Origin of the sequence: Falsibacillus albus, assembly GCF_003668575.1 — a bacterium.
Taxonomy (GTDB): domain Bacteria; phylum Bacillota; class Bacilli; order Bacillales; family DSM-25281; genus Falsibacillus; species Falsibacillus albus.
On sequence record NZ_RCVZ01000009.1, the window covers coordinates 47765 to 60789 of the forward strand.

General features: G+C 44.7%; 14 protein-coding genes. 12 read left to right on the forward strand and 2 right to left on the reverse strand.

What is annotated here, in order from left to right:
- Positions 1-5 precede the first annotated feature (5 nt).
- The 8 genes from rlmD to D9X91_RS13340 all read left to right on the forward strand — a co-directional run bounded on the left by rlmD (position 6) and on the right by D9X91_RS13340 (position 5302).
- A complete protein-coding gene (gene rlmD / locus D9X91_RS13305) occupies positions 6-1403 on the forward strand; it encodes a 23S rRNA (uracil(1939)-C(5))-methyltransferase RlmD (RefSeq protein WP_121681130.1) in 1398 nt (465 codons plus the stop codon).
- Between the two features lie 52 nt (positions 1404-1455).
- Complete coding sequence (locus tag D9X91_RS13310; protein ID WP_121681131.1) at positions 1456-1650, forward strand: hypothetical protein; 195 nt, start codon at positions 1456-1458, stop codon at positions 1648-1650.
- A gap of 415 nt (positions 1651-2065) precedes the next feature.
- Positions 2066-2410, forward strand: a complete 345-nt coding sequence (locus D9X91_RS13315; protein ID WP_121681272.1) for a PadR family transcriptional regulator — start codon at positions 2066-2068, stop codon at positions 2408-2410.
- Positions 2407-2745 carry a DUF1048 domain-containing protein gene (locus D9X91_RS13320; RefSeq protein ID WP_121681132.1) on the forward strand — a complete coding sequence of 113 codons (339 nt, stop codon included), beginning with the start codon at positions 2407-2409 and terminating at the stop codon, positions 2743-2745. Before D9X91_RS13315 ends, D9X91_RS13320 begins: the two co-directional genes overlap by 4 nt.
- Positions 2746-2936: 191 nt before the next feature.
- Positions 2937-3698 carry an ABC transporter ATP-binding protein gene (locus D9X91_RS13325; protein WP_121681133.1) on the forward strand — a complete coding sequence of 254 codons (762 nt, stop codon included), beginning with the start codon at positions 2937-2939 and terminating at the stop codon, positions 3696-3698.
- Complete coding sequence (locus D9X91_RS13330) at positions 3699-4448, forward strand: ABC transporter permease (RefSeq protein WP_121681134.1); 750 nt, start codon at positions 3699-3701, stop codon at positions 4446-4448.
- A gap of 250 nt (positions 4449-4698) precedes the next feature.
- A complete protein-coding gene (locus D9X91_RS13335; protein ID WP_121681135.1) occupies positions 4699-4902 on the forward strand; it encodes a helix-turn-helix transcriptional regulator in 204 nt (67 codons plus the stop codon).
- Between the two features lies 1 nt (position 4903).
- Positions 4904-5302, forward strand: coding sequence for a hypothetical protein (locus D9X91_RS13340; RefSeq protein ID WP_121681136.1), 399 nt, complete (start codon positions 4904-4906; stop codon positions 5300-5302).
- Between the two features lie 155 nt (positions 5303-5457).
- On the opposite strand, the gene D9X91_RS13345 is transcribed toward D9X91_RS13340, so the two are convergent.
- Entirely contained in the window at positions 5458-6102 is a 645-nt protein-coding gene (locus D9X91_RS13345; RefSeq protein ID WP_121681137.1) for a glycosyltransferase, read from the reverse strand.
- Positions 6103-6198: 96 nt separating this feature from the next.
- On the opposite strand from D9X91_RS13345, the gene D9X91_RS13350 reads away from it, so the two are divergent.
- Both D9X91_RS13350 and D9X91_RS13355 read left to right on the forward strand, forming a co-directional pair.
- Positions 6199-7650, forward strand: coding sequence for an SH3 domain-containing protein (locus tag D9X91_RS13350; RefSeq protein WP_233569790.1), 1452 nt, complete (start codon positions 6199-6201; stop codon positions 7648-7650).
- Between the two features lie 245 nt (positions 7651-7895).
- Complete coding sequence (locus tag D9X91_RS13355) at positions 7896-9536, forward strand: CoA-disulfide reductase (protein ID WP_121681138.1); 1641 nt, start codon at positions 7896-7898, stop codon at positions 9534-9536.
- 85 nt (positions 9537-9621) lie between these two features.
- Here D9X91_RS13355 and D9X91_RS13360 read toward each other — a convergent pair whose 3' ends face one another.
- Complete coding sequence (locus D9X91_RS13360) at positions 9622-10551, reverse strand: AraC family transcriptional regulator (RefSeq protein WP_121681139.1); 930 nt, start codon at positions 10549-10551, stop codon at positions 9622-9624.
- 239 nt (positions 10552-10790) lie between these two features.
- On the opposite strand from D9X91_RS13360, the gene D9X91_RS13365 reads away from it, so the two are divergent.
- Both D9X91_RS13365 and D9X91_RS13370 read left to right on the forward strand, forming a co-directional pair.
- The gene (locus tag D9X91_RS13365; RefSeq protein WP_121681140.1) at positions 10791-11642 is read left to right on the forward strand and encodes an aldo/keto reductase; all 852 of its coding nucleotides are present in this window, start codon (positions 10791-10793) and stop codon (positions 11640-11642) included.
- Between the two features lie 214 nt (positions 11643-11856).
- A complete protein-coding gene (locus tag D9X91_RS13370; protein ID WP_121681141.1) occupies positions 11857-13002 on the forward strand; it encodes an MFS transporter in 1146 nt (381 codons plus the stop codon).
- Positions 13003-13025: the final 23 nt, after the last annotated feature.

Consider the following 13025-nt stretch of genomic DNA (forward strand, 5'->3'; position numbering starts at 1 on the left):
AGAAAGTGACAAAACCAAAGCAAAAGCAGAAGGAACAAAAAGTATTCATCAAGGAAAGACAGACATTTCCTTTAACGATAAAGAGGCTCGGCATCAATGGAGAGGGTGTCGGCTATTTCAAGCGCCAGGTCGTCTTCGTCCCAGGTGCCTTGCCGGATGAAGAGGTGGTAGTCGAAGCGACAAAGATCCATCCGAAGTTCGCGGAAGGCCGGATCAAGAAAATCCGCAAAGCGTCGCCGCATCGAATCAAGCCGCCATGCCCGGTGTACGAGCAATGCGGCGGCTGTCAGCTGCAGCATCTGGCCTATGAGCAGCAGCTTCACCTGAAGCGTGACATCGTTATCCAGGCGCTCGAACGCCATACGAAATTCGATATCGGAAAAATGAACATCCGTCCGACGATCGGCATGGACAACCCTTGGCATTATCGGAACAAAAGCCAATTTCAGGTCGGCTCGCAAAAAGGAAAAGCGATTGCCGGGTTATACAGCATGAACTCCAACCGCCTTATTGACATCGACGAGTGCATCGTCCAGCATCCTGCGACGAACAAAGTGACGGCGGAAATCAAACGGATCATCAACGATTTCAATATCCCGGTCTTTGATCAAAAGAAGAAAAAGCCGCTCATCAAGACGATCGTCACCCGTGTCGGTTTTGAAACCGGCCAAGTGCAGGTCGTGCTCGTGACGACGGAAAAATCGTTCCCACGAAAAGATTTGCTCATCGAAGAAATCAAAAAGCGCCTGCCGGAAGTCGTCTCGATCGCGCAAAACATCAATCCGAAAAAGACAGCGATTATTTTCGGCGATGAAACGATCCTCCTATCCGGAAAGGAAAGCATCGAAGAGCGTCTCGAAGAATTCACCTATGAACTGTCGGCCCGCGCCTTCTTCCAGCTCAACCCGATTCAGACGAGCAAGCTTTATAACGAAGCGAAAAAAGCTGCCGGCCTGACTGGTGTGGAAAAAGTCGTTGATGCCTACTGCGGCGTCGGCACGATCGGACTGTGGCTCGCCGATGGAGCGAAGGAAATCAGAGGGATGGACGTCATCAAGGAAGGAATCGACGACGCCAAGCAAAACGCCAAAAAATTTGGCATCGAGCATGCCGACTATTATGTCGGAAGTGCCGAGACGCTGATGCCGAAATGGAAAAAAGAAGGCTGGCACCCGGACGTCGTCGTCGTAGACCCGCCAAGGACCGGCTGCGACCGCAAGCTCCTTGACACGATCAAGGAAGTCAAACCGAAAACATTCGTCTATGTCTCATGCAACCCATCCACACTCGCCAAGGACATCGACTACTTGAAAAAGCACTACAAAGTCGAATACATCCAGCCCGTGGACATGTTTCCGCAGACGGCGCACGTAGAAGCGGTTACCTTGTTGGAGCTTAAATAACGCTTTTCTGTTTGACGGTACGAAGAACACAAGTGCAGAGAGGTGTGAACACATGGATGCAAATAAAAAATGGCTCGCAATTCCTGAAGATATTAGAAGGAAATTAAGAAAGAACGTTTTCTGTACGAATTGTTCAGATGTTGTAGAAATTGAACAGTTTACGATTGAGGATCATTCAAACGGGATTGTCTTAGAAGGCAAGTGCAAGGTTTGTGGGAATGGTGTTTCTCGGGTTATTGAAGATTAACAGGAATTGAAATAGGTGCCTGATCACTAGTACGGGAGCGGATTAACGTACTGGGGGACAGGCACCTTTTTTAAACTGAGACCAAATAGAAGAATTAATCTCAATTTTAGAGAACTATGTCTTCCTTAACTGGGACAAAGAACCTTTCCCCTATGTCCTAATTACTCCATATGCCAGGTGATACAGTACTCCAATCGATTTCACCAGTTAATATTAGCGGCCATTTTTCGGCGCCTGCTCCCAGTGCGATCAAGGGGCAGACGCCTTTTTGTTTTTTTTTTGAAAAGATTTGTTGACAATTCAAGCTATTCGGTAATACTATATACTAGTAGTCATTATTACTGAATAGCTGAAGTGCAGTTAATCTGTGTTTCAGGGTACTGAATATATGAGTGAAAAATTGGGAGGTGAAAAATTGGAAAACATCACGGAAATGCTGAAAGGGGTGCTTGAGGGTTGTGTGCTTGAAATCATCAGCCGTGGAGAGACTTACGGCTATGAAATCACGCAGCAGCTGCGGGCACTTGGCTTCACGGATGTCATTGAAGGCACCGTTTATACCATCACGATGCGGCTTGAGAAAAATAATCTGGTGAATATGGAGAAAAAGCCATCCACCATGGGGCCGCCGAGGAAATTTTACACCCTTAATGAAGCAGGTCAAGAACAGCTGAAAGCATTTTGGAAAAAGTGGGATTTTGTTTCGAGTAAAATCGATGAACTTAAAACGAAAAAGAATTTAAAAGGAGAGATCGTATGAATATCTTTGAAAAAATTATCGGAAGTCTGGATGACAAGCGAGAATGGAGAGCAATGGAGGCGCGTGCGAAGGCACTGCCAACTGAGTACCACAATGCTTATAACGCGATTAAAAAATATATGTGGACGGCTGGCGGCACGACGGATTGGAAAGAAACAAGCCGAATCTTTGGCGGCATTCTTGATCTCTTGGAAGAAGCGGCAGCCGAAGGCAGGAAAGTCACTGACCTCACGGGGGATGACGTGGCCGCATTTTGCGACGAGCTTGTGAAGGACTCGACAACCTGGAAGGATAAATACCGCAAGAAGCTAAATGATACGATTGACCGCGGGTGAAGGTGAAATCTTATTTCAAGGAACCGGCAGAATCTAAATATAAAGTCTGCAAATATGAAATTCAAGGTATCTACTGAATAGGAAACGTGACACATTCACTATTCAGTTTTATTTTTAAATCAGTAGTCGGTAATACAGAATATCGGTCAGACATAGTAGGGGAGAATATGTAACTTTAAGGAGGAAAACGAATGAGTAAAACAGAGATTTCTGTTAATGGGTTGAAAAAAGCTTTTAAAAATAAGGAAGTATTGAATGGGGTGGATTTTGAGGTGAAGAGGGGAGAAATTTTCGCCCTGCTTGGGTACAATGGAGCGGGAAAGACGACGACGGTCAATATCCTCTCGTCCCTGATGAAGCCTGATAGCGGTGAAGTGGAGATTTGCGGATATGACATCAAGCAGCAGCCGGACGGTGTTCGCAGCAGCATCAGCCTGACAGGGCAATTCGCTGCTTTGGATGGAATGCTCACCGGGAGGGAAAATTTGATGATGATTGCCAAGCTGCGGGGAGTGGCCAATCCTGCTGAAGTCGTCGACAGTCTGCTTGAAAGGTTTGGCCTCACCGATGCGGCCAGCCGCCGGGCGGATCAATATTCCGGGGGGATGAAGCGCCGCCTTGATATCGCCATGAGCCTGCTTGGGACGCCGGCAGTCATTTTTCTAGACGAACCGACGACAGGACTTGATCCGGAGGCGCGAATCGAAGTATGGAAAATCGTGAAGGAACTTGCAGATGGAGGAACGACCATTCTGCTTACGACCCAGTACCTGGAGGAAGCCGAACAATTGGCGGACCGCATCGCCATTTTGCATGGCGGAAAAATCATCAGTACCGGCACCCTTTCCGAACTTAAAAAGATGTTCCCGCCGGCGAAAGTGGAGTATATCGAGAAGCAGCCGACATTAGAAGAAATTTTTCTTTCAATTATCGGTAAAAAGGAGGAAATGTAAATGAAAAATCAAACGGGTGTTTTACTGGCACGTTTAATGCGCAATATCATGCGCAGTCCTGATACGATCATTACAGTTGCCATCACACCGATTATGATGATGCTGCTATTTGTTTATGTGTTTGGCGGAGCCATAAAGGCGGGAACGGGCAGCTACGTCAATTATTTATTGCCGGGAATTTTGCTTATGGCTATCGCATCCGGCGTCGCATACACTTCTTTGCGCCTTTTCAATGATGTAAAAGGTGGACTCATGGCGCGTTTTATTACGATGCCGATTAAACGCTCATCGATATTATGGGCTCACGTGCTTACCTCGCTTGTTTCCAATGCTCTAACCGTCTTAGTCGTTTTCCTTGTTGCCCTTTTAATGGGTTTCCGTTCAAACGCAGACCTTCTTTCCTGGCTGGCAGTAGCCGGGATACTCGGACTTTTTACACTAGCGTTGACATGGCTGGCGGTCATTCCCGGATTGACCGCGAATTCTATGGAAGGGGCCACGACCTATTCGTACCCATTGATCTTCCTTCCATTCATCAGCTCGGCGTTTGTCCCAACTGAGACCATGCCTCGCATTGTCCGTGCGTTCGCTGAGAACCAGCCCGTGACCTCCATCGTGAATGCGATTCGGGCGCTTTTGTATAACGGGGCGGTCGGAAGCGATATCTGGATTGCTCTTGCGTGGTGTGTCGGCATCATGATCCTTTCCTACATTATTGCAAGCAAACAATTTAAACGCCAGTTAGGATAAATGGAGTGTGATCCGTCAAAGGTAGGTGCGGGATCTGGAAGCAGTAGTGCATTCGCCGCGGGGAAAGGCGCAGACCGGTTCTCACGTTTGCTTGTTCTGATTTAAACAAAGTGAAACAGTAGAACCGTCCCCGTGTTTCACGCGTTTCACAAAAAACATGGATGTAAAGATATCTTTACATCCATGTTTTTTTATTTTATTCTATATGTAAAGATATCTTTACACGCCCTGATAAAGGAGATTTTTCCATTTGAATGTAACGAACCGAATTAAAGAGATCCGTTTGGAAAAGGGAATCAGTCAGGTGAAGATGGCTGAGGATCTGCAAATTACGAGACAGACCATTAATGCCATTGAAAACCATAAATACAATCCCAGCTTAGAATTAGCATTAAAGTTGATTAAATATTTTGGCGTCGGCATTGACGACCTATTCAAGCTTGAGGAGGACTAAGATGAAAAAGTGGGGGACTATCATGATTGCAGTGACGATTATTGGAGGGATGGGCATAGGGTTCTTTTTAGTAAATCTGTTTCTCCCTGACTTGCCAGTTGGAACGATTTATGCGGGAATTGGAGGATCCATTGCAGGGATCGGGATTGTGATGGGAATCGGGAAGATGCGTCAAAGGCGGAAGAAAAACAACGTTCCTGAAGTGGATGAAAGAACGTGGATGAATATCAAAAATTTTTATGCCATTTCCCTGTATTTTGTTCTGATTGGAAGCATGCTTCTTGTCTGCATCCTCTTTACCATTGGAATGAAGACGATAGAAGTAGGGGCTTTGGCCATCTATTTATTGTTGATATTTATGCTGCTGGCAGTTGGGACGACTGTTGTGAGAAGGCGATGATTTGGGATGGGCAGGCTGGTTCACCTTTTCCCCAGTGCAGGAGTGAGTTAATGTGCTGAGGGCAGGCTCTTTTTTAGTAGGAGGGAAGGACAGGTTGATCGTTTTTTTATGGGTCATACAAGTTGGGACCTGTCCCCAATCTCCCATGTCATGGTTTAATTTTTAAACTTATCCGGAAATTGCTTCACGACACCGGCAGAGATGACATCTGCCATCTGGATGATATGTGTGACGCCGTCGTCGATTGAAACAATTCTTGCATTCCAATTTTTTGCTAAGCTTGAGGATAAATCATCAGTCACTAACTGCAAATGCTTATACAGCATTTTTTTTAGGTCCTCATTTTTTAAATAAGGGTTGGCGCCGCTAAGGAAAGCCGCTATTTCATCTGCATTTCTATACCAATCTTTGTTTAGCTGATTCATCAAGGACTTATTGCCACTTTTTGCAGCCTCTACAATCTTACCTGCAATGACAATATGCTCGGTAAGCAACTCAGCAAGTTTGTTCCCGACTTTTTCTCCATATACCGGCTTCACTGCATTTCCAATATCCTTTTGATTTTTCAAAAGCCTGGCCAGTACCTGTTGCTGATCCTTCGATCCGGCTGTTGTTGCACTTGTTATATAATTACTTGTCCACAGCACATGATCGATCCAGAGTTTCCTGAAATCATTTTGAAACGCTGCTGCGGATTGGCTGATGCACTGGGTCTGCGGTTTAGCGTATGCATGGGTTGTCCCAACCGCCATGTTGAGAGGGACGAGCAAAAGTAAACCGATCAACCATAATTTTTTCATGAGAATTCTCCTTTCAAAGTAAAAAACAAATTCCTTCATTATTATTGATGAATGGGATTTTATTATTCCAGGAATGGTTGACGTTGAAAATTTACGATGTCGCCGGGTCTATTCTTTATTCTTTTATCTCAGCTAAAGCTTGGTGTTGATAATAGCCCGTTTCCGGCTGTTGATTTCCGGACTTGCCTTCCTTGGGAGCTCCTTGAAGTAGAACAGGAATTGCCGCGAATGCTTTCTGATGGCGAAAATCATGTTAAAATATGCGGTACACATACAACGAGATTAGAAGGGAATATCGTCAAACGTCCCTCCATCCCTTGGACCAGCGATTTTAACAGAGAAGGGAAGAATTTTTTGATTATGACAAAGAAGAAAAAGGGAATTTTGATTGGCGTTCTAGGTGCTTTGTTGGTGATGGCTGTCGTTTTCACCGTTGGCAAATCTATACATAGTAAGGAAAAATCTTTACAGGCATCCCCATCTCCAGCACAGGAAACGCAAGATAAAGTGGATCATCCATCTGAAAACAAAAAAACTAATCCTGAGAGTAATAAAACTTCGGATTCTTCGGTGAAGAAGAGTGAAGCGGTAAAATCAAAGAGTCAAGAAACGAAGGAAAAAGAGTCAAAAACACAGCAGAGTAAAGAACATACATCCACCGCCGTTACAAAGCCAGCAACCAAATATGTGGCAGCGAGCTCATTGAATGTTCGAACGGGAGGCGGGACGGATCATGCTGTCATGATGACCGTGAAAGAAGGACAGGAAGTTTCCGTTTATGAGTCGGACGGTTCCTGGAGCAGAGTGAAGGTGAATGATCAATCGGGGTGGGTGGCTACGAAATACTTATCCGATAAAAAACCGGTCGTTCAAACTGTTAATCCGCCTTCGACCAAAAAGACAAACAGTTCGACAGCAGCAAGTACACCAAAAAAGCCTACAGCGAATACAAACGTGGCTGATGGATTAACGACCATTGCTGGAAACAGGCAGCTCATCCTCGTGACGACAAATGGATCAAATACGAGCCGGGCGACGATCCGCACATTCGAAAAAGGTAGTGAAGGAAAGTGGAACCCAGTGCTGAATACCACTGGCTATGTCGGAAAATATGGCATGACTTCCAATATGAGTGAGGGCGGCAAAAAGTCGCCGATCGGAAAATTTACCATCGGGACAGCATTTGGCCGAAGAGGAAATCCAGGGACGAAATTGCCGTTCCGTTCAATTACCAGTGACGATGCTTGGGTGGATGATCCCAAGTCCTCCCTTTATAACACCTGGCAGTCAAAGAGCAAAACGAAGGGTCAATGGAATAGCGCTGAAAATATGAATATTCCCGCCTATACGTATGGATTTGTCATCAACTACAACACACAGCGGATTCCATACAAGGGCAGTGCGATCTTCTTTCACATCGGCAGCAGCTATACGCTGGGGTGTACGGCAACTTCTGAAACGAATGTAATAACAATTTTGAAGTGGCTCGACCCTGCAAAAAATCCAGTGATCATTCAAACACCAGTTCAATCATTAAATAAATACTAAAAGCAAAAACTGCAGGAAGACCTCTTCCTGCAGTTTTTTGGTAGTGCTATTCTCGCATCCGAGGCTCCTCGCTAGTTCATCAGATATTTTAGCCTACAATAAGGAAGAAATTTTTGACACAAAATATACACAACGGGGTATATTGATTTTTAATCAAAGAGTCATATAATAAAAGTGTAAGGATTACCTTTTTTATCCTTTGTGAAGTGGTGAACAAACATTGGCCAGGGAAGAGGCGAGGGAAAATGAAGAAGAAAATTGTGATTGTGGGCGGGGTTGCCGGGGGAGCCACTGCTGCAGCAAGGCTGCGCCGGTTAAGTGAGGAAGATGAGATTGTCTTGATTGAAAAAGGAGAGTATATTTCGTTCGCCAATTGCGGGCTTCCGTATTATATCGGTGACGTCATTACGAATAGAGAGGCGCTGTTGGTTCAAACCGTGGAGGGGATGTCCAAGAAGTTCAAACTTGATATCCGGAACATGAGTGAGGTGGTTGAAATCCATCGTGATCGCAAAACCGTTTCGATCAGGAAAGTGGGAACGGATGAAGTTTATCAAGAAAGCTACGATAAGCTGATCCTATCACCGGGTGCGCGTCCAATCGTTCCGCCGCTTGATGGTTTGGCTGAAGCGGAGAATGTATTTACGCTGCGGAATGTCCCGGATACGGATAAAATCAAGGCTTGGGTCGATGAAAAGAAACCCAAAGAAGCGGTGATCATCGGCGGCGGTTTCATCGGGCTGGAAATGGCAGAGAACCTGCATCATCGCGGTGTGCATGTGACGGTGGTTGAACTGGGGAATCAGGTGATGGCGCCGATCGATTATGAAATGGCAGCGATTGTCCACCGTGAACTGCGGCAGGCTGGCGTTAAGTTATTTTTGAATGATGGTGTGAAGGCAATCAATGAGAAAGGCAGTTCCATTGTTCTTCAAAGCGGCAAGGAATTAACGAGTGATTTGACCATACTTTCCATAGGGGTCAGACCTGAAAATGAACTGGCCGTTAAAGCGGGATTGGCCGTTGGAGACCGCGGAGGCATCATGGTCAATCCGCATCTTCAAACCGATGATCCCGATATTTATGCGATTGGGGATGCCATAGAAGTGAGGGATTATATTCAAGGTACACCAGCGATGGTTCCCCTGGCATGGCCGGCCAATCGCCAAGGTCGGCTTACGGCGGACCATATCAATGGAAAAAAAGCGGAGTACAAAGGCAGTCTTGGGACATCCGTCGCAAAGGTTTTTGATTTGACTGTCGCTGCAACGGGCAACAATGAAAAGATGCTGAAGCGGATCGGCGCCACGTATGAAGCAGTGCACATTCATCCTCAGTCCAACGCGTCCTACTATCCAGGAGGAAGCCAGATTTCGTTGAAACTCTTATTCCAGCCAGAAACCGGTGAAATCTTCGGTGCACAAGCTGTCGGATATAAAGGCGTCGAGAAACGGATCGATGTCATCGCAACGGCCATCAAAGGGAAGTTGAAAGTATGGGACCTTGCCGATCTTGAACTGGCATATGCACCGCCATATTCTTCTGCAAAGGATCCTGTCAACATGGCCGGATACGTGGCTGGAAACGTCGTGGATGGTGATTTAAACCTGGTGCATCATGATGAAATCGATGACATCATCAAAAAAGGCGGGTATCTGCTGGACGTGAGGGAACCGGAAGAAAGAGAGTGTGGCTTCATCACAGGATCAGTCAATATCCCATTAGGCGAGCTGAGGGACCGGCTGCAAGAGCTTCCGGATCAGCACATTTATGTCAGTTGCCAAGTCGGCATGAGAGGATACCTCGCCGTGAAAATCCTAATGAATCATGGGTTCAAAGCCAGCAATTTGAGCGGCGGTTATAAGACATACGTGTTAGGGAAGTAAGATGAAGAGAGGGGGAGAGGCCCTTCTCTTTTTCTATATAGTGAAGGACGCTCCATTTTCTCCACCAAAAAAGAACACCCACCCATTAGCTAGGGGATTCTGCATTGGTCGTTTCATCATTGTTCGCTCGCAGGCGCTTAATATCTTCTTTAGGCGGTAAGCCGAACATACGTGAATATTCTCGGCTGAATTGAGATGGGCTTTCATATCCTACCCGGAATGCAACGTCTGCTGCATCTTCAGCCTCGGATAATAACAGGCTCCGGGCTTCTTGAAGTCTCAGTTGTTTTTGGAATTGAATGGGGCTCATCGCGGTTACCTCTTTAAAGTGCCGATGAAGTGAAGAAACACTCATATTTGCTATTTCTGCAAGTTCCTCGATTTTAAAAGACTTTTCATAGTTTTTCATAATATGTTCGATCACGTCACTGATTTGATGAGTGGAACTGCCTTCAATTGCTATTTGTTTTAACATTCCGCCATGTTCCCCTTGCAGAACCCTATAGATAATTTCTTTCACAATTAGCGGGGCAAGTACCTTGATGTCTTTCGGAGTATCTATTAAACGAGATAATCTGGTTACCGCGTCCAGCAAGGACGGCTCTATTTTACTGACATACATACCTCTTTTGGCATTTACCTTTTTGTCGACTTCCAATTGGAATTCACGTAAAACCTCCAGGATTTCACTTGGTGTAAATTCTAGTTTGAGAGCCAGATAAGGAACTTCGGAAGAGGCTTCAGTGACTTGTCCTGAAATTGGCAGGTTAACAGATGAAACAAGGTAATCTGCAGGCCCGTACTGAAAACGCTCCTGTGATAACAATACCTCCTTCATTCCTTGAACCACAATGCATAACGAAGGCTTATAAATTCCGTAATTTGGTCCAGTATCATTAGAATAACGGGAGAAAAATAATGACGGAATAGCAGTCTTATGAGATCCGTCCCGTTCTGTGTGATTTTCTACGATATTGGCGAGCTCAACTCTTTGTTTAGATAATTGTTCAAACATAAAATCCTCCTTTGATTTCTTCCCCCATGATGGTTTCATTATAATGTAAATTCATTTTTTAAGTAAATGGACATGAGAGGATTGTGCAATCATCTGGCAGGATTATGATACCAGTCCAGATTTCATTTATTGCATAATGATGAAGACGGAAGTAACGATTTTATTTATGTTCGCGAAACTTTTAAATCATGCGGGTAAGTTGCAAAATCATCAATAATAAAATATAGGAGGAATTTGTTATGCAAAAAGTTATTTTAAACAATGGTGTCGAAATGCCAATACTCGGTTTTGGTGTCTATCAAATCCAAGATGAGAAAGAATGTGAACAAGCTGTTTATGAAGCTATTAAGGCAGGCTATCGTCTGATTGACACCGCTGCCTCTTATCTAAATGAAGAAGCGGTCGGCAAAGCTATTAAGCGGATCGGTGTTCCGAGAGAGGAATTGTTTATTACGACGAAATTATGGGTTCAGGATACAGGCTATGAACCCACAAAGAAAGCATTCGAAAAATCGCTCGAAAGACTGCAGCTGGATTATTTAGATTTGTACTTAATCCATCAGCCATTTGGTGATGTGTACGGTTCTTGGCATGCGATGGAGGAATTGTATCGCGAGGGCAAGGTTAGAGCCATTGGAGTCAGCAACTTCTACCCGGATCGTCTGACAGATTTGATTATTCATAATGACGTTGTTCCTGCTGTAAACCAGGTTGAAACACATCCTTTCAACCAACAAATAGAAAGTGCTAAATTGATGAAAGAGAACAATGTTCAAATTGAGTCATGGGGACCGTTTGCTGAAGGAAAAAATAACATGTTCCAAAACGAAATCCTAGCATCAATAGCCGAAGAGCATAATAAATCCGTTGCCCAGGTGGTTTTACGCTGGTTAACACAAAGAGGCGTCGTTGCGATTCCAAAGTCTGTTCATAAGGAAAGAATCATCGAAAACTTCAATATCTTTGACTTTGAATTAAGAGAAGAAGAGATGGAAAGAATTGCTGCATTAGATACGAAACAAAGCTTGTTCTTTTCGCATCAAGACCCTGAAATGGTGAAATGGATCGGGACCCGAAAACTTAATATTTAATGTTCTTTCTCAGAAAAACTCGCTGCCGTTCCGGTAGTGAGTTTTTTGCATTTCTTAGAATTTTTTCTACTATTTTCACCTTCCAGCCATTTTAGAGGAATGGGCAATGATATGGCAGGAATGTGATACCGGCCACCTGATCGCCTGGAGGATAATGATAAAGACAAAATGATGCACAATACTGATTTTTTATTTAAGGAGTTATTACAACGATATGAAAAACACTTGGAACATTTATATGCTGACGCTCATCAGCTTTTTTGTCGGAACTTCACAGTTTGGTATAGTCGGAATGCTGGATAAAATAGCTGATTCAGTGGACGTATCGATACCAACAGCTGGACAGCTGGTTACTGCATTCGCTCTCGCAAACGCAATCGGAACACCTATTATGATGATTGCTATTGCAAAAATGAATCAACGCAAGCAATTGTTGCTTGCTCTTATCATTATCATAATTGGCATCATTTCGACCATTACTCTTCCAGGCTTCGGCTTGCTGATGGCAGCGCGGGTCGTAATGGGGGTCGGAACTGGGATGTTTATCGTTACAGCCTATAATATTGCATCAAAGCTGGCTGCCCCTGGTAAGCGAGGCGGGGCGATGTCCAATATCTCGATGGGTTTTAGCTCATCTCTAGTATTTGGAGTTCCCCTCGGACGGGTTATAGCTGCGTCTTACGATTGGAAGACAATTTTCTGGATTATTGGCATTTTCTGTTCACTAGCTCTTTTCGCTGTTGCGCGAACGATCCCGAACATGGAAGGCGAGGGAGGCATTCCTTTAGGAAAGAGACTTACCTTATTGAAGAATCCGCTGCTCGCGGTCACTCTATCTGTCACTTTGCTTGTTTTCATCGGCTTTTCGATTATCGATACGTATATCACCCCTTATCTGTCTGCTGTTATTCCACCAAAAATTGAAATAAGTTTCATCCTCTTCGCAATGGGCATTGCAAGTGTGATTGGCTCCAAAACAGGCGGACTTTTCGCTGATCGAATTGGCGCATTCCGCACACTAATGGGTTCAATGTTCATACAAGTTCTTGCGATGGCGTTGCTGTCCTTTGGTTCTGGATCTACAATTGTCACCATCATCTTGTTAATGCTATGGGAAATAGCCTGTTGGACGTTTGGGGCAGTTCAGAACTTTAATCTAGTTTCGATAGCCCCGGAATCATCTGGAATTGTGCTCAGTCTGAACAGCTCGTTCGTGCAGCTTGGCTTTGCTTTAGGAGCCGGTATCGGAGGAATGGCTGTAGGAGGTTTCTCCATAATGGCAATCACTTATATTAGTGCAGCATTTGTCTTATGTGCTGCTGCCATCTTCATCGTTCGTTATCATCTGTCAAATAATTAGGTGCAGATTGATATTTCGATTCG